Origin of the sequence: Paraburkholderia sp. CNPSo 3274 (genome assembly GCF_024206475.1) — a bacterium.
Taxonomy (GTDB): domain Bacteria; phylum Pseudomonadota; class Gammaproteobacteria; order Burkholderiales; family Burkholderiaceae; genus Paraburkholderia.
Map to the genome: position 1 here is coordinate 127,733 of NZ_JAMBPR010000001.1, position 21,382 is coordinate 149,114.

15 protein-coding genes are annotated in these 21,382 nt (G+C 63.9%); 3 read left to right on the top strand and 12 right to left on the bottom strand.

Features of this window, described 5'->3' with window-relative positions:
* Positions 1 to 12: 12 nt before the first annotated feature.
* The 5 genes from ugpE to M3I54_RS00525 all read right to left on the bottom strand — a co-directional run bounded on the left by ugpE (position 13) and on the right by M3I54_RS00525 (position 5,878).
* Complete coding sequence (gene ugpE / locus M3I54_RS00505) at positions 13 to 858, bottom strand: sn-glycerol-3-phosphate ABC transporter permease UgpE (RefSeq protein WP_254332144.1); 846 nt, start codon at positions 856 to 858, stop codon at positions 13 to 15.
* Positions 858 to 1,739, bottom strand: a complete 882-nt coding sequence (gene ugpA, locus M3I54_RS00510; protein WP_254332145.1) for a sn-glycerol-3-phosphate ABC transporter permease UgpA — start codon at positions 1,737 to 1,739, stop codon at positions 858 to 860. The genes ugpE and ugpA overlap by 1 nt, the downstream gene beginning before the upstream one ends.
* Positions 1,740 to 2,055: 316 nt before the next feature.
* The gene (locus M3I54_RS00515) at positions 2,056 to 3,297 is read right to left on the bottom strand and encodes an NAD(P)/FAD-dependent oxidoreductase (RefSeq protein ID WP_254332146.1); all 1,242 of its coding nucleotides are present in this window, start codon (positions 3,295 to 3,297) and stop codon (positions 2,056 to 2,058) included.
* A gap of 162 nt (positions 3,298 to 3,459) precedes the next feature.
* On the bottom strand, positions 3,460 to 4,368 hold the full coding sequence (locus M3I54_RS00520) for a transporter substrate-binding domain-containing protein (protein ID WP_254332147.1): 909 nt from the start codon (positions 4,366 to 4,368) through the stop codon (positions 3,460 to 3,462).
* Positions 4,369 to 4,570: 202 nt separating this feature from the next.
* Complete coding sequence (locus M3I54_RS00525) at positions 4,571 to 5,878, bottom strand: MFS transporter (RefSeq protein WP_254332148.1); 1,308 nt, start codon at positions 5,876 to 5,878, stop codon at positions 4,571 to 4,573.
* A 190-nt stretch (positions 5,879 to 6,068) separates the two neighbouring features.
* Between M3I54_RS00525 and M3I54_RS00530 the strand changes: the two genes are divergently transcribed.
* The gene (locus M3I54_RS00530; RefSeq protein ID WP_254332150.1) at positions 6,069 to 6,593 is read left to right on the top strand and encodes a nucleoside 2-deoxyribosyltransferase; all 525 of its coding nucleotides are present in this window, start codon (positions 6,069 to 6,071) and stop codon (positions 6,591 to 6,593) included.
* A gap of 38 nt (positions 6,594 to 6,631) precedes the next feature.
* Here the strand turns inward: M3I54_RS00530 and M3I54_RS00535 are convergent, their stop codons facing one another.
* The 4 genes from M3I54_RS00535 to M3I54_RS00550 all read right to left on the bottom strand — a co-directional run bounded on the left by M3I54_RS00535 (position 6,632) and on the right by M3I54_RS00550 (position 11,722).
* Positions 6,632 to 8,305 (bottom strand): S10 family peptidase, encoded by a 1,674-nt coding sequence (locus M3I54_RS00535; RefSeq protein WP_375542073.1) that lies wholly within the window; start codon positions 8,303 to 8,305, stop codon positions 6,632 to 6,634.
* A 123-nt stretch (positions 8,306 to 8,428) separates the two neighbouring features.
* Positions 8,429 to 10,078: a protease pro-enzyme activation domain-containing protein gene (locus tag M3I54_RS00540; protein ID WP_254332152.1), complete on the bottom strand. Its 1,650-nt coding sequence runs from the start codon at positions 10,076 to 10,078 to the stop codon at positions 8,429 to 8,431.
* 343 nt (positions 10,079 to 10,421) lie between these two features.
* On the bottom strand, positions 10,422 to 11,312 hold the full coding sequence (galU, locus tag M3I54_RS00545) for a UTP--glucose-1-phosphate uridylyltransferase GalU (protein WP_254332154.1): 891 nt from the start codon (positions 11,310 to 11,312) through the stop codon (positions 10,422 to 10,424).
* Positions 11,313 to 11,578: 266 nt separating this feature from the next.
* The gene (locus M3I54_RS00550; protein WP_199272116.1) at positions 11,579 to 11,722 is read right to left on the bottom strand and encodes a hypothetical protein; all 144 of its coding nucleotides are present in this window, start codon (positions 11,720 to 11,722) and stop codon (positions 11,579 to 11,581) included.
* Positions 11,723 to 11,921: 199 nt separating this feature from the next.
* Here M3I54_RS00550 and M3I54_RS00555 point away from each other — a divergent pair, with 199 nt between their 5' ends.
* A complete protein-coding gene (locus tag M3I54_RS00555) occupies positions 11,922 to 13,106 on the top strand; it encodes an acyltransferase (RefSeq protein WP_254332156.1) in 1,185 nt (394 codons plus the stop codon).
* 601 nt (positions 13,107 to 13,707) lie between these two features.
* Here the strand turns inward: M3I54_RS00555 and M3I54_RS00560 are convergent.
* The 3 genes from M3I54_RS00560 to M3I54_RS00570 are packed head-to-tail and all read right to left on the bottom strand — an operon-like array spanning position 13,708 to position 19,847.
* Positions 13,708 to 16,185 (bottom strand): glycosyltransferase family 4 protein, encoded by a 2,478-nt coding sequence (locus M3I54_RS00560; RefSeq protein ID WP_254332158.1) that lies wholly within the window; start codon positions 16,183 to 16,185, stop codon positions 13,708 to 13,710.
* The gene (locus M3I54_RS00565; protein WP_254332160.1) at positions 16,182 to 17,648 is read right to left on the bottom strand and encodes a flippase; all 1,467 of its coding nucleotides are present in this window, start codon (positions 17,646 to 17,648) and stop codon (positions 16,182 to 16,184) included. Before M3I54_RS00565 ends, M3I54_RS00560 begins: the two co-directional genes overlap by 4 nt.
* 30 nt (positions 17,649 to 17,678) lie before the next feature.
* Positions 17,679 to 19,847, bottom strand: coding sequence for a hypothetical protein (locus tag M3I54_RS00570; RefSeq protein WP_254332318.1), 2,169 nt, complete (start codon positions 19,845 to 19,847; stop codon positions 17,679 to 17,681).
* 409 nt (positions 19,848 to 20,256) lie between these two features.
* On the opposite strand from M3I54_RS00570, the gene M3I54_RS00575 reads away from it, so the two are divergent.
* Complete coding sequence (locus M3I54_RS00575; RefSeq protein ID WP_254332162.1) at positions 20,257 to 21,351, top strand: acyltransferase; 1,095 nt, start codon at positions 20,257 to 20,259, stop codon at positions 21,349 to 21,351.
* Positions 21,352 to 21,382: the final 31 nt, after the last annotated feature.

The window sequence follows — 21,382 nt, forward strand, 5'->3', positions numbered from 1 at the left end:
TTGCATCCATACTTATTTCTCCACGTCCACGAGGCCGCGCACGAACCAGCGCTGCATGGCCAGCACCACCACGAGCGGCGGCAGCATGGCGATCATCGTCGCGCACATCACGAGATGCCATTGCGTCGCCGCGTCGCCGCTCGAAATCATGCTCTTGATGCCCACCACGGCGGTCGTCATCGAAGCCGTGCTCGACATGAGAATCGGCCACAGATACTGGTTCCAGCCGTAGATGAACGTGATGACGAAAAGCGACGCGATGTTCGTCTTTGAAAGCGGCAGCACCACGTCCCAGAAAAAACGCAGCGGCCCCGCACCGTCGATACGCGCGGCCTCGATCAGCTCGTTGGGCAGCGTGAGGAAGAACTGGCGGAACAGAAACGTGGCCGTGGCCGAGGCGATGAGCGGCAGCGTGAGGCCCGCGTAAGTGTTCGTGAGATGCAGCGTGGCCGCGACTTGAACCGTGGGGAAAATGCGCACTTCCACGGGCAGCATGAGCGTCACGAAGATCAGCCAGAACGCGAGACGGCGGAAAGGAAAGCGGAAAAACACGATCGCATAGGCCGAGATGATCGAAATGGCGATCTTGCCCACCGAAATCACGAGCGCCGTGACGACGCTGTTCATGAGCATCACGCCGAACGGGCTCGCCGCGCTGCCCGTTCCCACGTTCCACACGGTGGCCATGTTCGCGAGCAGATGGGTGCTCGGCACGAGCGAGAGCGGCACCGAGAAGACTTCTTTCTCGTTCATCGTGGCGGCGCAAAACGCCACGTACACAGGAAAGGCCACCACCGCCACGCCGAGCAGCAGCATGACGTGGCAGAACAGGTTGAAGTATTTGCGGTTCTCGACCATCAGTACTGAACCCGTCGTTCGATAAAGCGGAACTGGAAGATCGTGAGCGCGGTCACGATCAGCATCAGCACGACCGATTGCGCGCCCGAACTGCCGATGTCGAGCCCGCGAAAGCCTTCGTCGAAGATCTTGTAGACGAGCGTGCGCGTGGCCTGGCCAGGCCCGCCGCCCGTTGCCGCATCGATCACGGGGAAGGTGTCGAACAGCGCGTAGACCACGTTCACCACGAGCAGAAAGAAACTCGTGGGCGAGAGCAGCGGGAACGCAATGCCGAAGAACCGCCGCACGGGGCCCGCGCCGTCGATGGCGGCCGCCTCGAAAAGCGATTGCGGAATCGACTGCAGGCCCGCGTAGAAGAACAGGAAGTTATAGCTGATCTGCTGCCAGACCGATGCGATTACAACGAGCGTCATGGCCTGGCCGGGGTTGAGCGCGTGATTCCACGTCACGCCGAAGCGTGCGAGCGCGAAGGTCACGAGGCCAATGCTCGGGTTGAACAGAAAGCCCCACAACACGGCGGCAATGACGGGCGCGACCGCATACGGCCAGATGAGAAACGTTTGATAAAAGCGTTTGCTGCGCGTCACATGGTGCGCCATGGCTGCCAGCAGCAGCGAAATGGCGAGGCCGCCGAACGTGACGAGCGCCGTAAAAACGAGCGTCGTCTGGACCGAGGCCAGATAGAGCGGATCGCGCAGGAGCCGCGTGAAGTTGGCGAAGCCGACGAAGATGGACGACGTGCCGAAGGCGTCCTGGGCCTGGGTGGACTGCAAGAGCGCCACTCCGGCCGGCCACAGGAAAAAGATCACGGTCACCGCAAGCTGCGGGCCGACGAGCAGGTACGGCAGCAGGCTCGCCCCAAAACGGGAGCGTTGTTCCATTGCGTCACTCTCCTCGAGTGGCGGCGTTCGGACGGGCGCGAACACCGGTTGGCGCGGCTTGTTGATCGAATTGAGCCGCTTCATGGGCGGCGCCGCGTCCGCATTCTAGCCGAGACTCATGACAATGCGGGTCAAAGCACGGGTCAAAGCGCGGGACGGGAGGCCGCGCTGGGCGCTGGGCGCCGGGAGCGGGATTGACGGAGGGATTCACCGGGCGATCGGGCTGCGGGGAGTGATTATCCGGCGCGCAGCGTATCCCGATCGCGAAAATAGCGGGGACGTCACCGCCCCCTGACTCCATCGTTCGACTCGCCGCTCAGGCAAGCGCCGCCGCGGCAAATTTGCCCATGTCCGTGGCCGGATCGCGCAGCGCATCGAGGTCGAGCTTCACGCCCTTGCCCACGAGCTTCTTGCCGCACAGGAAATCGGGCATCGAATTGACGGCGTCGACCGCGAGCAGCACACGGTCCTTTAGGTAGTACACCGCGAAGCGCCGCGCGGCAGGGTCGCCGCGCACGATGGCCTCGTCATAGCCCTCGAGCAGGCCCACCGTCTGCAGCTTGAGGTCGTACTGATCGGACCAGAACCACGGCGCGTCGCACGCGGGGCGCGGCTTGCCGACGATCGCAGCGGCCGCGAGCTTCGCCTGCTCCACCGCGTTGTGCACGCTTTCCAGGCGCCCCGCGCGGCCGTAGTGCGCAAGCGGCCGGTGCGCGCAATCGCCGATAGCAAAGACGTCCGGGTCGCTCGTGCGCGCGTCGTCGTCCACCTGAATGCCGTTGGCGCACGTAATACCCGCCGCTTTCGCGAGCGCCTCGTTCGGCAGGATGCCGATGCCGACCAGCGCGAGCGTGGCGGGTACGATCTCGCCGTCCGCAAGCTTCACGCCGGTGAGCTTGTCGCCCTCACCCACGAGCGCCTCGATCTTCGCGTTCAGGCGCAGTTCCACGCCCTGCGCGCGATGCTCGTTCGCGTAGAACGTGGAAACGGTCTCGCCCGTCACGCGGCCCAGCACGCGCGGCGCGGCTTCGAGCACCGTGACCTCGTGGCCGAGCTGGCGCGCCGCCGCTGCCGCTTCGAGGCCGATATAGCCGGCTCCGATCACCACGAGCTTCTCGCCCGGCTTCACGCGCTCGCGCAGCACATCTGCGTCGGCGAGCGAGCGCAGCGCGATCACGCCCGCGAGATCGTGGCCCGGCACCGTCAACGCGCGCGGCGTCGAGCCGGTGGCGAAAATCAGCTTGTCGTATTGATGCTGGCTGCCGTCGGCGAGCGTGAGCGTGCGGCTCGCGCGGTCGAGCGACTGCGCGCTCGCGCCGAGCTTCAGCTCGATGCGCTGCTCGTCGTAGAACGCACGCGGTTTGAGCCACAGGCGCTCGACGTCGGCCTCGCCCTTCAAATAGGCCTTGCTGAGCGGCGGCCGGTGATAAGGCGGCACCGGTTCTTCACCGACCAGCACGACGCGGCCGCCAAACCCATATTGCCGCAGCAGCGCCGCGGCGTTGCCGCCCGCGTGCCCTGCCCCAACGATCACCACCGTGCTGCCGTCTTCTTGCATGTCCGCTCCCGCTTTTCCCGCTTTCTACACGTTAATCGATTCATCGCGCGCATCGGCGGCCACGACTCATACGCGCGCTTGAACCCTCGCGCCAATGAGCGCCCGCGCCGTCCGCCGCGCCAGGAACGAGATCATCTCACGGTTCGCAGGTGCACACCGCTCTCAGTCGAAGGCGTGGTCATTCGGCGCAGCATAGAGCGCGCGCAGTTGTTCGCTGATCGGAAACTCGAAATTCACGCCCTTGGGCGGCACCGGCTTCTCGAGCCACTTCGCGTATATCGCCTTGATTTCGCCACTCTTCATGAGCACCGCCATCGTATCGTTCACGAGTTGCCGGAACTCGGGGTCGCCGTTTCGCATCATGAAAGCATAGGCCTCCGACGATTGCGGCGTGCCCACGATCACCCATTCGGAGGGCTTCGCCGTGAGCGAGCGCGTACCGGCGAGCAGCACGTCATCCATCATGTAGGCCACTGCGCGGCCCGACTCGAGCGTGGCGCGCCCCTCGCCATAATCGCGCGCGCTGATGATGCGCATGTTCATCTGCTTGTCGATGTTCATGCGCCGCAAGATGCGCTCGGACGTTGTGCCCTGGTTCGTGAGCACCGTCTTGCCCGCAAGATCGACAAAGTCGTGAATGCCCGAGTCCTTGCGCGTGAGCAGGCGCGTGGTCGCGACGAAGAACGTATTGGAGAAGCTCACCTGGGCCTGGCGCGCCTTCAGGTTCGTCGTGACGCCGCACTCCAGGTCCACGGTGCCGTTCTGCACGAGTGGAATGCGGTTTTGCGAAGTGACGGGAATGAAACGCACCTGCAGGTTCGGGCGCTTCGTCCTGAGCTTGACTGCGTCGATCACCTTGTCGCAGATGTCCTGCGAAAAGCCGATCACCTGGTTGTCGCCGATCACGTAGGAGAACGGCACCGAAGTCTCGCGATAACCAATGGCGATGATGTTCGCCGAGCGGATCTTCTCTAGCGTGGGCTGCGCGACCTGGGCGGCCGCCGGCTGCAGCAGGCAAAGGCACGGCACGATGGCCCAGCAAGCCAGCGACAGCAGCTTCGGTCGGTTCATGGGTCGGTCCTCGTCGTCACGCTTCGTTTCTCGCCGTCATCTTGTGCCGTCAAAGCATACATTTGTCGCCACAATCGATCATCGCGCAACATGCGGGAAATACCAGGCATTTCCCGAGATGTTAAACCGATCATGAAAAAAAGCAGCGGACGTGGCCGCTGCTTTCATCGCTCATGCTGCGCAATCGTCACGGCGATCGCAATCAGCCGTCGACGAGCTTCCTCGGCTGCAGCAGCGCCAGCACTGCGCCTAGCACCATGGCCGCCGAAACGCAGTACATGCCCGCGTTCGTGCTTTGCGTCACGTCCTTCATCCAGCCGATGATCGATGGGCTCACGAAGCCCGCGAGATTCCCGATCGAGTTGATCATGCCGATGGCGGCGGCTGCCGAGCCGCCCGCGAGAATCGCGCTCGGCCAGGTCCAGAACACGGGCATCGTCGCAAGCATACCGGCCGCGCCCACCGAGAGCGCGAGCATGGCGAGCGGCACGTTGTGGCCGAAAACGGTGCTGAAATACAGGCCGATTGCCGATGCCAGCGAAGCGATGGCGAAGTGCCAGCGGCGCTCGCCCGTGCGGTCGGCGCTCTTCGCGACGAACAGCATGCTGAACACCGCGCACGCGTACGGAATGGCGGTGAGCAGGCCCACGTCGAGCGCACTCTTCACGCCGCTCGCCTTGATGAGCGTGGGCAGATAGAAGCTGATGCCGTAAAGGCCCATCATGCAGCAGAAGTAAATCACGGCCATGAGCCACACACGGCCATTGGCGAACACCGAGCCGATCGATGCGTGGCCCTTGCCGGCCTGGTCCTGCTCGATATTGCGTTCGAGCACGGCCTTCTCGTCGTCCGAAAGCCAGTTCGCCGCACGAATGCCGTTGGGCAGATAGAAGAGCGTAATCACGCCCAGCACGAGCGAGGGCAGCGCTTCGATCAGGAAGAGCCACTGCCAGCCCGCCCAGCCGTTCGTGCCGGTGAAGGCCGCGAGAATCCAGCCCGAAAGCGGGCCGCCGAGCACGCCCGCGATCGGAATGCCGATCATGAAGAGCGCATTCATACGGCTGCGGCGCGCGGCCGGGAACCAGTAGGTGAGATAGAGCACGATACCGGGGAAGAAGCCCGCCTCGGCCACGCCCAGCAGGAAGCGCACGAAATAGAACTGCATGGGCGTCTTCACGAGCAGCGTGGCCGCCGAAAGCACGGCCCACGTAATCATGATGCGGGCGATCCACACGCGCGCGCCCACGCGGTGCATGAGGATATTGCTTGGGACTTCGAAGAAAAAGTAACCGATAAAGAAAATGCCCGCGCCAAGCCCGTACATGGTTTCGCTGAACTGCAGGTCGCTGAGCATCTGGAGCTTGGCGAAGCCTACGTTGACGCGGTCGAGATACGCGGCCACATAGCAAAGGAAAAGAAACGGCAACAGACGCAACGTCGCCCTGGAATAGGCGCGCGTCTCGAGATTTTGTAATGAGGCCTTCGACTGGCCGCCGGCGATTGTATTCATGGTCTCCAACATGGTGCAAAGGCAGTGCCGGACGGCACTATGCAAAGTGCATCATCGTAGCGAGAAGCAACAAATGTTGTCAATCGTTTGTAAGCAACAGGAAGATGCACGAAACCGCGTGGCCCGGGACCAGGCGCTAGAATCGCCGAACCGGGTCTCGACGAACCCCTTGTATGGAGGACCGCCCGCCATGAATTCGACCCCGCTGCCCTGCCGCCCGCGCGTGTATCTCGCCGGCTTCGATGTCTTCCGGCGCGACGCGCTCGCGCACGGCGCACGCCTCGTCGCCACGTGTGCGGAATTTGGCTTCGAGGGCGTCTATCCGCTCGACGCACAAGCGCCCCCGGACCTCGACGGCCCGCGCCAGGCCGCGTGGATCTATCGCGCGAACGTCGAATCGATCCGCGCCGCCGATATCGTGATGGCAAACGTCAACGACTTTCGCGGCCCCGGCGAGCCCGACTCCGGCACCGCCTTCGAGATCGGCTATGCGGCCGCACTCGGCAAGGAAATCTGGGCCTACTCATCCGACGAAGGCACGCTGATCGAACGCGTGCCTTCCGTGCCCGACCCGCAGGGACGCGTATGCGAACGCGGCTATCTGGTGGAAGATTTCGGCCTGGCCAAGAACCTGATGATCGCGTGCGCGGCGCGTCTCGTGCAGGGCGACGCGCGCGCGTGTCTCGAAGCCATGGCGCAGGGGCGCACGCAATAACGGCGTGCATGCGCGTGCGCCGACCCCGGCAAAAAAAATCAATGATGCATGGTGCTCATCGTGCTCATGCGCTGGAGGGCGCGAATGCGCGCCACCGCAGGGCGGTCCGTCACGGCGACCTGATAGAGCTTCGCGAGATCGGCCTTGAGCGCCGTGCGTGAGCCGGCGTCGAGATACACCATGTGCCCCGAGGGATAGAAGCGCGCGCTCAGGTTGTTGCGCACCTTCTGGTCGAGAAGCGGCATCTTCTGCAGGTCGATCACGGTCTGGTAGAACGGCGTGACGAAGTCGTAGTAGCCGTTCGCCGAGAGCACGCGCAGATCCGGATTCAGCGCCATCACCGCCGCGAGATCGCCGGCCGTGTAGAGCACGATATTGCCCTGCGCGTCCACGCCCTTTTGCGCGCCCGTCGGATCGATATGGCCAAAGTTCCAGTTCTTGAATGCCTGGTCGTTCAAGTCCGTGAACGACGAGTTCGTGCGGAACTTGAGCTGCTCGTTCAGGTAGCTGTTCCACATCGCCGTATAGACGCCGCTCACCGCCGTCATGGTGGGATCGTTGCCGCCCGAGTTGGGGTCGATGTTGCCGGCAATGCCCGTGTCGATGGCGGTCACGCGGCCGTCGTACGAGCCGAGCGCCACGCCCTTGTCCTTCATGAGCGTCGTCAGAAACAGCGAATTGCCGCGGCTGTCGTACGAGGCGATGTCGAGATTCCACGACTCCAGTGTTTGCGTGTCGATGCCCGTGTATTGCGACAACGTCTTGAGCGTCGCCGGAATGCTCTTGTCGTTCGGATCAGGAAACTTCGAGAGCGCCTGCAGATAATCGGTGCGCGCGAATTGCGCGACCTGCGCGGCGAACGCCTGCAAGTCCTTCGGCGCGGGCGTCACACCAAGACGCTTGTGGTACCACGCGTCGGCCGCCGCCGTGGGCAGCGCGCCCACCGGATTGCCGCTTTGCGTGTAATCGAGAATCGACGACTGCAGTGTGATGCCGTTCAGATCCACGCCGTCCTCGTGCAGCCGGTAGGCCAGCACGCAACTGCGCGCGGTGCCATACGATTCGCCATAGAGAAACTTCGGCGAATTCCAGCGATCGTTCGCCGAGAGGTAGCGCTTGATGAACTGCTTGAGCGAATCCGCGTCCTGATCCACGCCCCAGAAGTCGCGATTGTGATGCGGCGCAATCGCGGCCGAATAGCCCGTGCCCACCGGATTGATGAAGACGAGGTCGCTCTTGTCGAGCAGGCTGTCCGGATTGTCTTCGAGCGCATAGGGCGCGGGCGGCGTGAAGCCCGGCATCGAGGTCTTGATGCGTTTGGGCGCAAACGAGCCGAGCAGCACGAACACGGAAGAAGAACCCGGGCCGCCGTTGTAGAAGAACGTGACGGGACGGTCCGGCGCCTGCACGCCGTCCTTCGTGAACGCCACGTAGAAGATCTTGGCGTCGGGCTGCGAACTGCTCGGATCGACGGTCACGAGGTGACCCGCCGTTGCCGTATAGGCAATGACTTCCTTGCCGATCTGAATGGCGTGATGCGTGATCGCGGCGTTCTCGGTCATGTCGGTGACGAAGTCGTCGGGACCGTTGCCGTAAGCGGTGGGATCGAAGCACGGCTGGTCGGCCTGGGGGCGATGCTTGCCGTTGCCGCTCGCGGGGCCGGCCCCTTGAGCGCCGCCGTTGCCCTTGGTGGACTGCGCTTCGTCGTTCATGTCGTCTCCACTTTCTGTGTGTTCGCGTTTGAGACAGTGAATGCAACTTCGAATGCAACCTCTCATGCAACTCGCATCGCGCCCACCGCTTCGTGCTCGTCGCGGCGGCGCGCCGCGCTCATCCTACGCCGAGCCGAGTGCGGCTGCCACCTTGCTGCCCACCGGCGTGCCAAGGCCCGTGCAGGCGTCCCAGCCCGGCGCCGCCGAGAAGTCGCCATTGCTGCCGCTCGTCACGTCGTTGAAGGCACCGGGTTGGGCATAGAGCTTCGCGTTGGCGAAGCCCACGGGCGTGCCGCGCGCCGCGTTGATACGCGCGATCAGCGCGGCCCACAGCGGCGCGACGGCGCTCGTGCCGCCCACCACCGTATCCGCGCCCGCCACGCGCACTTCGTAGCCCGTGGCGGGATCGGCGTCGGCGGCGACGTCGGGCACCCCGCGCCGCACCAGCGCGCCCGCCCCGCCGCTGCCGCGCACGACGCGCAGGCCCTTTTGCCAATCCGGCAGCGCGAACGTCGCGCTCACGCCGCCGCCTGTCGCGCCGTCCTCGCCGTTGCTCCACACCGTTTCCTGCGAGATGCGTCCGTTCGACGCCGCGATGTGCGTACCGCCGCAACCTAGCGCGTAAGGGCTCGACGCGGGAAAGTCGACATGATCGGCGCCGTCGCTCACGCCGTCCGACGAGCCGCTGTCGCCCGAAGCCACGCACACGGTCACGCCGAGCGCGACGGCCGTTTGCATCGCGTCGTTCAGCGCGCCGAGCGTTTGCTGCGACCAAGCCGACTCCGGCGCGCCCCAGCTGATCGAGATGACTGAAGGCTTACGCTGGCTGTCGTGCAGCGCGGCGCTCACCGCGTCCACGAAACCCGCTTCGCTGTTCGGCGCGAAATACACTGCGATGAGCGCGCCGGGTGCGAGCGCACCGGCGATCTCCACGTCGAGCGTCACTTCGGCGTCGGGGCCGTTGGGGTCGCCGGTCGGCGCGTTCGTCGCCTGATCCACGGAGACGTCCTCCACGCGCGGTGCGCTCACGCCCAACTCGTTGAAATACGCGGTGAGGTCCGCCGTGTCATAGCCGCCGCCCATTTCGATGAGGGCAATGCATTGGCCACTGCCGTCGCCTGCAGGAAAGCCGTAAAGCTCCGCGAGCTGCAAAGGCGTGAACGACTTGGTCACCGCGCGCGCGGCGCGGATTGGCGGGCGGATGGGTGCGCCTGACGCGTCTGCCGCTGCCGTCGCCGCGGTTGCTGGCGCATTGGCCAGGTTCGTCGGCACGATGCGAAAGTGCGGCTGCGCCTTCGCGCGATTGTCGAGCCCCACCACGGCGGTGACGACCTCGTGCATGTCTTCTGGTAAATGCAGGGGGCCGCTCGGCTGGTGAAAGTGATGCGTGGTTTTGCCGACCTGATGCTCGAAACGCTGCAGGTCGATGCCGAAGGCGGCGTTGTACTGCTGCACCGTGCCCGAAAGCACGACGCGGCGCGCCGACGCATCGGCCTGATCCACGGCGAGTCCATGCGCGCTCGCGAACTGCTCGACACGCTTGATGTCGGCAGCGCTGGCGCCAAAGCGCCGCTCGTAGTCCTCGCGGGAAATCGGCTGCGCGGCGGGATCGTTCGCGGTGAGCCGGTCCACCAGTTCGTGAAATTCTGCCGACGCCTGACGCCGCAGGATCAGCACGATCCTGAAGCGCTCCGCCGGGTCGCAAACGCCGACGCACTGCGCGCCAGCGGGCGCGGGATGTTCACTGCCTGCCACGGGAAGGTGCCTGGTCATTGCCGGTTTCTCCTCCATGAAGCGCGTGCCTGGATTCTGGCGCTCGGACACGCGTTGAATTGCGGGAGTTCCGCGCGCCAAACCTGCCCGGAATGCCGTACAAAATCGTTGGGATACCCACGCAGCATGGCCGCCGCACGAGCGGCCCGCAGCGCTGCGCGCATTCGGCGTGCCCGCCAGATCCGTTATACACCGGTGACGATTGCAAAGTTGTCCCGGCGACGCGGAAAGGCCAGGTCACGGAAATCGCCGTGGAGGAACTGCGAGATGTGCAAAAAGCGCGCGGGCGCTGAGCCCGCGCGCTTCAAGCACCCCGTAGCGTGGTTGTGACGCTGTGGAGTTTTTATGCCGCTGCGGGCAGCGCCGTCGGCAGATGCGCCTGCAGATACGCTTCGAACTCCTCCTTGACCTCCGGATGGCGCAGCGCGAACTCCACCGTCGCCTTGAGGTAACCGAGCTTGCTGCCGCAGTCGAAACGCGTGCCCATATAGCGGTACGCGAGCACCTGTTCTTCGGTGAGCAACGACTGCAATGCATCGGTAAGCTGAAGTTCGCCGCCTGCGCCCGGCTTCAGCGCGCGCAGATGTTCGAAGATCGTGGGCATCAGCACATAGCGGCCCACCACGCCGAGATTCGACGGAGCGACTTCCGGCGCCGGCTTTTCGACGATGCCCGAAAGCTTGAACACATCCTCTTCCCACTCGCGCCCGTCCACGATGCCGTACGACGCGCTGTTTTCACGCGCGATCGATTCAACACCCACCACCGAGCTGTGATAGTGATTGAAGGTGTTCACGAGCTGCTTCATCACCGGCGTGGAGCTGTAGAGCAAGTCGTCCGCGAGAATCACGGCGAACGGCGAGCCGCCCACGAGCTTTTCCGCGCACAGCACGGCGTGGCCCAGACCGAGCGCCTCGGCCTGGCGCACGTAGAAGCAGTCCACATTGGCTGGCTTGATGCTGCGAACGAGGTCGAGCAGCTTTTGCTTGTTGCGGGCTTCGAGTTCACATTCGATCTCGTACGACTTGTCGAAATGGTCTTCGATCGCGCGCTTGCTGCGGCCGGTCACGAAGATCATTTCGGTAATCCCCGCAGCGATCGCCTCTTCCACCGCGTACTGAATGAGCGGCTTGTCGACGATCGGCAGCATTTCCTTCGGGCTCGCCTTGGTGGCGGGCAAGAAGCGCGTCCCAAGGCCTGCAACAGGAAATACCGCTTTGGTTACTTTCAGCATGATGTCCATTCCCAGATCGTTCGTTTGAGTCTCGGTCTCGCTGCGAGGCAAGCCGACTTCCCCGAGGTTCTGCCGTGGCAGATTCTTGTATTGAACAAGATTGTTTACCGCCTTTTAATGAATAAAAAAAAGGCCAATAAATTCGGATTGTGCGCTTCCAGCATAACACCGGCAATTATTTCCATTCATGCCGAATAATTCCAGACTGGCCGGCATGAATTTCCTGCTCCGTCTTGTGTCAATGACGCGTCTCGTTCGGGCGCAGTCTACTCCGCTTCGTCGGCGGGCGGCAAGGCGCCGGAGCGCGTGCGTGCGCGCCGGATAGGCTCATTGCGCAAAGCCTCGCGATACGCGGACACCCCCACGAGTATCAACAGCACGGCCACGCCGGCCAGCAAGTGCAGGTTCATCGGATTCTCCAGCGACCATAGTCGATCACACTCAAACTAGCATTCCAAATTCGATAAATAAACCGCTTTGTTTTTCAATCCATTTATTTCTCCATTTCTATTTTCCGCGCGAATACATTTTGTAAATATTTTGCTTACTTCCCTCGCGCGCGCGCCCCTAAGATCGCCGGGTACTCTCCCCAAGGACCGGCTGACACCGATGAGCGATCCCGTACTCCAAACTGCCATGCCGCCTGCCTCCGCCCTGCCCACCGCTGCTGCCACTGCAGCGCGGCCCGTGGCCGCGGCCCGCGAGCTTGCCGGCGAGCATCTGATCGAAGCCCTGCGCGGCTTTGCGGCCCTGCTGGTGGCCTATTTCCATTGCCGCCAGGTCACCTGGATCGGCATGGGCGCGTTCCACCAGTTGCACGCCAGCCTCGCGAGCCCCGGTACCCTTGCCGCGTGGCTGACGTTCCCGATTGCGTGGGGATCGGCGGGCGTGCCGATTTTTTTCGTCATCAGCGGCTATTGCATTCACCGCAGCGGCGCGGCGCGCCTGAATGCGAACCCCAATTTCCGGCTCGACGCGCGGCAGTTCTGGCTGCGCCGTTTCGTGCGCATCTATCCGGTGCTGCTCGCCGCATTGCTGCTCACGCTGGCTGTGGATTCGATCAGCCTCTCGCTGCTTCCTGTGAGCCACAAGATCAACGAGATCGGGGCGCGCGACTTCTTCGTGAACCTGTTCTCGCTGCAAGGCGTGGCCGGTAAGACGTATGGATCGAACGGCGCGCTCTGGACCCTCTCGCTCGAAGTGCAGTTCTACCTGCTGTACCCGCTGCTCTTCGCTGCGCGCCGCCGTTTCGGCCTGAGTGTCGTGCTCGCCGCCGTGGCCCTCGTCAATGTGGTATCCGGGTTGACGCTCGAGCGGCACGACATCATCGTCTTCACGTCGTACTGGTTCTCGTGGATGCTCGGCGCGTGGATCGCCGAAGTGCGTCTGCGCGGGTCGTCGGGGTTTCGGTTTGCCTATCCTGCTGCGGCGCTTTTCGGTGTGGCCGGTTGTGTGGCCTTTCACTTCGGGCAGTTTGGGGCGTTTCAGCTCTGGGCTTGTGCGTTTGCCTGCTATCTCGTCAAGGCCCTTGCGCGGCCTGCGCCTGCGTCCCCCGGCTTGCTGCACTCGCTGCTCTCCAAACTCGGCGATTTCAGCTACTCGCTTTACCTCATCCATTTGCCGCTCTTCGTGTTGCTCGGCTCGCTGTTGTTCCGCTCGGAGCTGCAAACGTCGATCTGGCCGTCGTTTGGGTTCACGCTCGCCGTGATTCCTGTTGCCTGGGTGTTCTGTCGGCTCTTCGAAAGACCAGCGCTTAATGCTGCTGCGCGGCTTAGGAAGCGCGTTACCGTTTGATCTTCGCTCCGCCTTGGCCTTTCCTTGTATTCGCGTCGGTCTGCCTGGGTTGCCCCTGTGCGGGGCGGCACCTACTTTCTTTGGCGCGGCAAAGAAAGTAGGCAAAGAAAGCCGCTCAACCCGCTAATGCCTGTCCCCTTGCACCACTCGCCGTCATCGGTAGTGGCTCCGGAGCGTCTGTCACCTCGCACCACCCAAGTTAGTGACAAGGCGGTCATTCATCCCGCTGCTCGCTACGCGCGCGGCGGTCGGGTCTGCATGGGAAACCAAGAGGCATTTCAGGCTTCGCGATAATGCACGCGTCCCAACGGTGTTGGGTTATGCCCCACGGCGCGCGCAGCGCCGCCGGAGGTATGAGCGCCTTGTCACTAACTTTGAAGGCGCGAGGCGACAGACGCTCCGGAGCCATTCACCATTAGTGGTGCGATGTGAACTGTGGCAGGCGCTAGCGGTTTGAGCGGCTTTCTTTGCCTACTTTCTTTGCCGCCGCAAAGAAAGTAGGTGCCGCCCCGCACAGGGGCAACCCAGGCAGACCGACGCGAATACAAGGAAAGGCCAAAGCGGCGAAGAGCCGCGACAAAAGGCCTAAAAAAGCAACCACTTACCTACCCCGAGCAACAACCCCATCCAACACACGCTCGACAGCATCGACATACTGCTGCTTCCCAAACCGCTCCCGCGCAGTAGCAAGCCCTTGCGCAGCGAGCGCCTCGCGCAGCGAAGCATCGTCGTGCAGCCTGGCGATGGTCGCAGCCAGCTCCTTCGCATCACCTGGCGTACAGAGCAGCCCGCTCTTGCCATGCTCGACGATCTCAGTCACACCGCCATCACGCGAGGCGACCACCGGCCGCTGCGCCAGCATCCCCTCGACCACCACACGCCCAAACGGCTCAGCCGTAATAGACGTATGCGCGACCACATCAACGGCGCGCATGCAAGCAGCAATGTCATGCCGGAAGCCGAGAAAATGCACGCGCTCCTGCAAACCGTTCGCCTCGACAAACGCACGCAACTCCGCGGCGTACGCATCCTCACCGAACAGCGGCGCACCCACAAACACCGCATGTGCACGCGGCTCGTCGAGCAACGCTTCGAGCAGCACATGCTGGCCTTTCCAGCGCGCAAGACGGCTGAACGCACCCACGAGGAACGCGTCCCCGGGCAACCCGATCTGCGCGCGCAATTGCGCCTGCGGCACACGCGCGAGCGCGCGGAACGGCGATTCATCCACGCCGTTGTGCACCACGTCGATGCGCTTCGTGTCGAAGCGCGTGAGCTGCGCGAACACCTTCGCCGAAGCATGCGAATTCGCGATCACATGCGCGAGTCCCAGCTTCGCGCAGCCCTTGATCACGGCACGCTGCACGCGGCCGAAATGCTCGTCGCTCACGATGTCACGCAAATGCCAGACCACCGGCTTGCGCGCGAGCTTGCCCGCGAGCACGCCGATCACCATCGCACGTTGCGTGTTGGCGTAAAGCACGTCGGCTTTGCGCGCGCGGCGGCGCGTCTCGCGCACCAGCGCGGCGATGCCCGCAAGCACGCCCAGACGCGGTGCCGCGCCGCCATCACGGCGCACGTTGCTCAACGCGCCCGAATCGAGCACCTCCACGCGCGCGCCCGCTTTGTCGAGCGCCTCCCTGAAGGGACCGTCGTTGAAAAGCAGCACGTCGATACGCGAGCGCAAACCCTTCACCACTTCCAGCAACGATAGCTCGGCGCCGCCCAGCACGCCGCTCTGGTCGATGGCGAGCACGCGCGGCGCGTCCGCATCGATCTCGAACGGTGCCGCGCCGTGTGCCGAGCCCGCCTGCGAAATCGCCGGCACAGCCTTCGCCACGCGCGCGAAAAATTGCTCGCGGAAATGCCGCGAAGAAAAGCGCTCGGCGTTCGCGCGGCAATCTTCGGCGCGGAATCGGCCAGGATCGCTTTCGAACGAATCGACGGCCGCGATGATCGCGTCCGCGTTTTGCTCTTCGAAGAACAAGCCCGTGGGGCGCGAACCGGTGTCGCGCACCGTTTCGAGCGCGCCGCCCTTGCCGAATGCAATCACGGGCGTGCCGCAAGCCTGCGCCTCGACCACGGAAATGCCGAAGTCTTCTTCCGCTGCGAACACGAAGGCCTTGGCGCGCCGCATGCGGTCGTGCAGTACGGCGAACGGCTGATAGCCCAGCACTTCGACGTTGGGCGTCGCCTTCGCGCGAACCTTGTGCATGTCGGGGCCGTCGCCGATCACCACGAGGCGCCGCTCGGGCATGCGTGCGAACGCTTCGACGATCAGGTCGATCTTCTTGTACGGCACGAGCCGCGAGGCGGTCACATAGAAGTCTTCTTTCGTGGTTTCCAGCTCGAACGCGTCGACATCCACGGGCGGATAGACCACCTCGGCCTGGCGCTGATACACCTTCTGAATGCGCCGCGCGATGAACTCCGAGTTGGCGACGAACTGGTCCACCGAATTCGCCGTGCGTACGTCCCAGTTGCGGATGTAGTGCAGGATCAGGCGCGCGAGCATCGACTTCGGCCCGCGCGTGAGGCTCGACTCCTGCAGGTACTGATGCTGGAGGTCCCACGCATAGCGGATCGGCGAATGCACATAGCTGATATGGAACTGATCCGGTCCCGTGAGCACGCCCTTGGCCACCGCGTGGCTGCTCGAAATCACCACGTCGTAACCCGACACGTCGAGCTGCTCGATCGCGAGCGGCATGAACGGCAGGTACGCGCGATAACGCTTGCGCGCGCCCGGCAGCTTCTGGATGAACGAGGTCGTGGCGCGCTTGCCGCGCAGGAACGTGCGGTCCTTCGAATCGACGAAGTCGACGACCGAGAACAGGTCCGCATCCGGAAAGCAGGCAAGGATCTGCTCGAGCACGCGCTCCGCGCCCGCGTAGGTCACGAGCCAGTCGTGCACGATGGCCACGCGCGGCGCACGGCCCGCGGCGAGGGCTGGCCGCAGTGGCCGCAGCGGCATGACGGCGCCCGTTTCGGGGCGTCGCGGTTTGGTGGCGTCGCGCCGTTGAATGGGCGCGGCGGCGCTTTCGGACGGCGCCGCTTCGTCGATCAGTTCGTGACTCATGCGCTTTTCCGTGAATTCAGTCGAAAGAGGAGGGAACGGGCGTAGCCGCGCAGCATGGGCGTGGTCGCAACAGACCACACCACGTTGGCGAGCGCGAGCACGACACCGGCGCCGATTGCGTACAGCGCGTCCGGCAGCCACCACGCAAAAGCGAGCGCAGCGGCGAGAAAACTCAGGTGTGCAAACATATCGACGATGATCGCGCGGCTATGAATGCGCGAAAGCCACAGCAGCACAACGTAGTCGAACAGTGCGCGAAACAGCACGGCGGCGGCCGCGCCCGGCAAGCCGAAGCGCGAAATACCGAGCCACAGCAGACCTGCAAAGAGCGGCAGCTCCACGAGCCCGACGCGCGCCGCGACAGCCGGATTGTTTTGCGACTGGATGAGAATGCGCGTGACGCCTGCCTGCCCGACGAGCCAAACGGCGATGATCAGCACGCGTCCAACCGGCGCACCATGCCCGGCGATCACGGGCCCGACCCACGCATGCAGGAAGGGCTGCAGCACCACGATCGCGCCGATGGCGATCGGCGTGAACACGGCATTGAGAAACTGCAGCGACTGCGAGGCGATTTCATCCGCATGCTCGCGGCCCAGCGCGGAGAGGCGCGGAAACAGCGTGCGCACGAGCGCATTGGGCACCATGTTCAGGCGCGTGACGAGGTTCTGCGGCACGGTGTAGTACGTGACGAAGCGCGCACCGAGGCCCGCGCCCAGCATCATGCGGTCGAGCGAATCCGCGACCATCGTCGTGATGCTCGCGACCAGCATCCAGCCGCCGAAATTGAAGAGCGCCTTCGAGGTATCGAGGCGCGGCCCGCGCACCTTGCGGATACCGAGCACGCGCAGCGCCGAGCGGCCAAGCAGGATGGCGGCCGCGAGACGCGCGAACACGGCGGCGGCCAGCACGGTCTGCAAATTCGGTTCGTATGCCCAGGCGGCGGCGAGCGGAAGCAGCTGGAACAGGAACGTGCCGAGCGTCTGATTCGTGTTGTAGATGCCGAAGCGCTCCGCGCCGTTGATTGCGCCCGCGAACACCCACGAGACGTTCGCCACCGGAATCGCCACGGCGAGCCAGGGCAGCGCGAGATAGACTTCGTGCCGCAATTCGGGCGTGACGTGCGTGAAATACGCGGTATAGAGCGCGCCGCCGGAATAGATCAGCAGGCCGCCGATCGCGCCGGTCGTGAAGTTCAGCCAGAAGGCGCTCCAGAACACGCGCTCGCAGGCGTTGGCGTCTTTCGACGCATAGGCTTTCGAGATCTGGTTCTGCGCGGCCATGCTCATGCCGAGATCGAGCACGCTGAAGTAGCCGATCAGGGTCCAGACGAGCGCGATCACGCCGTAGCGCTCCACGCCGAGCAGGCGGATATACGAAGGCACCGTGACGAGCGACACGAAGGTCGGCAGCACGAGACCGAACAGATTGATTGCGACGTTGCGCAGTATTCCTTTATCCATTAGGTATCCAGTTGCGTGGCCCGTAGCGGGTCAGGCCGGTTTCCAGCGGTACATGAGCACCTTGCCGCGCGCGTCTTCCTCGACGAACACGAGGTATTCGCCGTTCGCTTCGCGATGCGCGGTGATCCCGAACGGCACGTCGACCCAACCCGAGGTGTTGCCCACTTCCGCGCCGGGGCCGAAGGTGCCGATCTCTTTCGCGCTGTCCTTGTCGTACACGTGGACGTTGCCCGCGGGCTCGACCACGAACACGTACTGGCCTTCCACCGTGAGCCCCGCGGGCGTGACAGGCGGCTTCGCCTTCGGGTCCCACGGCAGGCGCAGCATGTAGTGCTGCTCCGGGTGGCCGCTCGACCACTTGTCGTAGCGCACCAGCACGCGCCCCGCTTCCTTCCAGAAACCGGGATCGTGCGGCGCATCGGCCGTATAGCCCGTCACGTAGAGCGTGTCGGTTTGCGGTTCGTAAATCGCGCGATGCACCTCGGTGAACGGCGCGGGAATCGCGTACTTGTCGAGCTTGTCGTACGAGTAGATCGGGTTGCCCTTCGCGTCGAGCCCGCCAAAGCGGAAGCGCCAGATGCCCTTGTCGTCGCGCGCGCGCCAGATGTCGCCGCGCGTATCGATCCACCAGCCCCAGCCGCCTGCCAGATGGTCGCGGCCCGGATTGCGCGTGAATTCGCCGGCGTCGAACGCACCGTTGCCGTTCGCATCGCGCCAGATCCAGTCGCCGCCGGGCGGCGCGTTCGGCACGTTCTGGACCCCGCGGCCGCGTCCCGCGATGAAGCCGGAGGGAATCGCTGTCTCGCCGTCGCGCTGCGCGTCGAAGCGATAGATCTTCAGGTGGTCCGCGTACATGTCGGTGAGGAACAGGAACGTGTGTCCGTTCAACGCGCGCGCGGTAGGCAGGCCTGGCCACTGGTCGGTGTGAAAGACCGGGTCGTCGGGATAGCGGAAACGATTGGACAGGAATCCGACATATTTCCAGTCCTGCCCCGGCGGCTTCGACAAATCGAGTTCGAAGCGCTTGTTGCCCGTATAGACGCTATTGGGACGCTGCGGGTCCACCCACGCGCCATCCACGAACAGCAGGCCTTCCAGGTTCCACAGGCGCTTGCCGGCCGGCGTATAGGCCTCCAGCGTCGCACCGAGACCCGCGCCGATGCTGTCGTCGTGCTGCGGCCCGACACCATTGGTCGAGACATAGATGTTTCCGCGCGCATCGCTGCCGACACCCGTAAGGCCGTTGAAGCGGCCCGGCCCCGGCCGACCCGCTACGCCCGAGTAGATGCCGCCGCTCTCGCCGAGCATGGCGCTCGGCGTCCACGCCCGGCCGTTGCGCGTAAAAATGAGGATCTGCTGACGCGGCCCGTTATCGGCGATCAGCAGACGTTGCTGCGGATCGAACGCGAGATCCACCGGCACCGCATCGTCGGGCAGCGCGAGCGTGTCGTCGAGGCGTTTGCCATCTGCCGAGTAATGCTCGACGCGCGGGCGAGCGCCGCCTTTAGCCGCTTCAGTGCCCGTCAGTACCCACACCGACCCATCGGCCGCGAGCGCGATACGGCCCGGCGCCTGCACGTCCCATTGCGCCTTGCGCTGCATCGAGTTCGCGTCGTACACCTCGATGCGGTTCATCGGCGTGTTGCTCACATAGAGCGTCGAATCCGTCGCCGCGAGTCCGCCAATATCGGCATGCGTGCCCGTGGGCACCTCGTTGATCTTCAGGAACGACGCAGAAAGCTGCGCATGCGGATTGAGCGGATCGGGCGACGACTGAAACGCGGCGGCGCGCTTGGGCTCGTCGAGCGGCCGGCGCGTGATGCCGTACCACTGGCTGCCCTTCGCGGGCCAGATACCGCTGCCGACGAGATGACCCTTTTCGTTGCCCACGCCAACCGCTGCATACAGATAGCGATGATTCACGGCCACGGCGTTACCGCCTGCGCCGCCCCAGCCATGCGTGCCGCCGGCAAAGCCGAGCGGCTTGCCGTCCTGGTACGCGCTGATCTCGGCGCCGCTCTCGTCCCACGGCGCGTTGGTGAACACCTTGCCTTCGGGCGTGACGGCGATGGCCGTGACGTTGATTTGCATCCACGTGCCCTGGCCGTTACCGAAGGTGTTGCCGATCCACGAGGTCGTCACATTGAGTTGCGGCGCGGCGATGGTCTGAACCGACGACGTGCAGATAAACGTGCACATCGCGGCCAGTGCCAACGTCCTGCGCAAGCGGCGATCGGGATTCGATAACGGCAAGGCAATTCCTCCGGTCTGGTGACGGCAATCTGCCAGGATCATGCCGTACAAACCGCGTGAAAAATCGCCCCCAAAAAAGGGAAAATAATTCAAAAAAATTCAGTCTTTATGACCCATTTCTGAGTGTTCCAGAAATAAATTCTCAAGAGCCGATACAACGCCCGAAAGCCCATGTGGTGACGTGTTGGGCGGGATCCAGTCCGATCTCCAGGCGGCATGCGCATTTCATATCGCGCAAATTCCGGCATTTACATTCAAAAATCCAGAATCAATATATTTCGGCTTTTTGAACATTTAATTCTTTCTAGAATGAATCGCGAAGCAATCGCGCATGCATGAACCCACCGGAGAACCGATGACCGTTAGCCGCCTAGTCAATCAACAAGGCCCCGCCGACCATTCCCACCGCATCGTCCAGCTGGACGGCCTGCGTGCTTTCGCCGTGCTCGCCGTGTTCGCGCAGCACGCGCTGCACGCGCCGCTGTGGATGGGCGTCGACCTGTTCTTCGTGCTGAGCGGCTTTCTCATCACCGGCATCCTGCTCGAGCGCAAAGCGCGTGGGCAATCGTATTTCAGCTACTTCTATGCGCGCCGGGTGCGCCGCATCCTGCCGCCTTACGTGCTGCTGCTCATCGTTTCGTCGCTGCTGTTTGGCTTCGGCTGGGCGCACTACTGGCCGTGGTATGCATTCTTCGCCACCAATATCGGCGATGCACTCGGCCAGAGCGGGCACGACAGCCTCAATATCCTCTGGTCGCTTGCCGTAGAAGAGCAGTTCTACATCGTGTGGCCCTTCGTCGTGCTGCTCCTGCCGCAACGGCTCATGGCCGTGGTGGCCGCCGCGCTCATCTTTCTCGTGCCCGTGCTGCGCGCGGTTGCGACGCCGTGGTTCGACTCGTACTGGCCGATTTACTACCTCACGCCGTTCCGCATGGACCTGCTGGCCGCCGGCGCGCTGCTCGCCGTGCTCGTGCGCCGCGACCGCAATGCGCTCGAGCCCTTCAAGTGGCCCGCCGCCGTGCTTTTTTTCGCGGCGCTCGGCGTGCTGGCCTGGCTGCACCTGCACTACCCGCGCTTTCGAGGCATGAACACGCCGCTCTCCAACGCCCTGCTCTATAGCGTTTCGCTCGTGCTCTGCACCTCCATCGTCGTGTTCGCACTGCAGTCCAAAGGCATCGTGCGGCGCCTGCTGTCCAACCCGGTGCTCGTGTATATCGGCACGATCAGCTACACGATCTACCTCATTCACCTCACGATTCTTTATGCCGTGTGGCCGCTCCATTACGGCCGCATCAAGAGCGCCGCGATTGCGCTCGTCCTCACGCTCGCTTATGCAAGCGCGAGCTGGTTTCTCTTCGAGCGCCGCCTCACGCGCGGCCCGCGCCGCCGCTCAGCGGTCGAGCCGGTCGAACTCACCGCGCGTGTGAGCCAGTCGAGCCCGCAATCGTAATTCCTGAATCCCGTTCGACACTTCAAAGGCA

Bases quoted from the DNA above. Each gene is read 5' to 3' on its own strand.
- ugpE (WP_254332144.1), bottom strand. From the start codon at position 858: ATGGTCGAGAACCGCAAATACTTCAACCTGTTCTGCCACGTCATGCTG.
- ugpA (WP_254332145.1), bottom strand. From the start codon at position 1,739: ATGGAACAACGCTCCCGTTTTGGGGCGAGCCTGCTGCCGTACCTGCTC.
- M3I54_RS00515 (WP_254332146.1), bottom strand. From the start codon at position 3,297: ATGCAAGAAGACGGCAGCACGGTGGTGATCGTTGGGGCAGGGCACGCG.
- M3I54_RS00520 (WP_254332147.1), bottom strand. From the start codon at position 4,368: ATGAACCGACCGAAGCTGCTGTCGCTGGCTTGCTGGGCCATCGTGCCG.
- M3I54_RS00525 (WP_254332148.1), bottom strand. From the start codon at position 5,878: ATGAATACAATCGCCGGCGGCCAGTCGAAGGCCTCATTACAAAATCTC.
- M3I54_RS00530 (WP_254332150.1), top strand. From the start codon at position 6,069: ATGAATTCGACCCCGCTGCCCTGCCGCCCGCGCGTGTATCTCGCCGGC.
- M3I54_RS00535 (WP_375542073.1), bottom strand. From the start codon at position 8,305: ATGAACGACGAAGCGCAGTCCACCAAGGGCAACGGCGGCGCTCAAGGG.
- M3I54_RS00540 (WP_254332152.1), bottom strand. From the start codon at position 10,078: ATGACCAGGCACCTTCCCGTGGCAGGCAGTGAACATCCCGCGCCCGCT.
- galU (WP_254332154.1), bottom strand. From the start codon at position 11,312: ATGCTGAAAGTAACCAAAGCGGTATTTCCTGTTGCAGGCCTTGGGACG.
- M3I54_RS00550 (WP_199272116.1), bottom strand. From the start codon at position 11,722: ATGAACCTGCACTTGCTGGCCGGCGTGGCCGTGCTGTTGATACTCGTG.
- M3I54_RS00555 (WP_254332156.1), top strand. From the start codon at position 11,922: ATGAGCGATCCCGTACTCCAAACTGCCATGCCGCCTGCCTCCGCCCTG.
- M3I54_RS00560 (WP_254332158.1), bottom strand. From the start codon at position 16,185: ATGAGTCACGAACTGATCGACGAAGCGGCGCCGTCCGAAAGCGCCGCC.
- M3I54_RS00565 (WP_254332160.1), bottom strand. From the start codon at position 17,648: ATGGATAAAGGAATACTGCGCAACGTCGCAATCAATCTGTTCGGTCTC.
- M3I54_RS00570 (WP_254332318.1), bottom strand. From the start codon at position 19,847: ATGTGCACGTTTATCTGCACGTCGTCGGTTCAGACCATCGCCGCGCCG.
- M3I54_RS00575 (WP_254332162.1), top strand. From the start codon at position 20,257: ATGACCGTTAGCCGCCTAGTCAATCAACAAGGCCCCGCCGACCATTCC.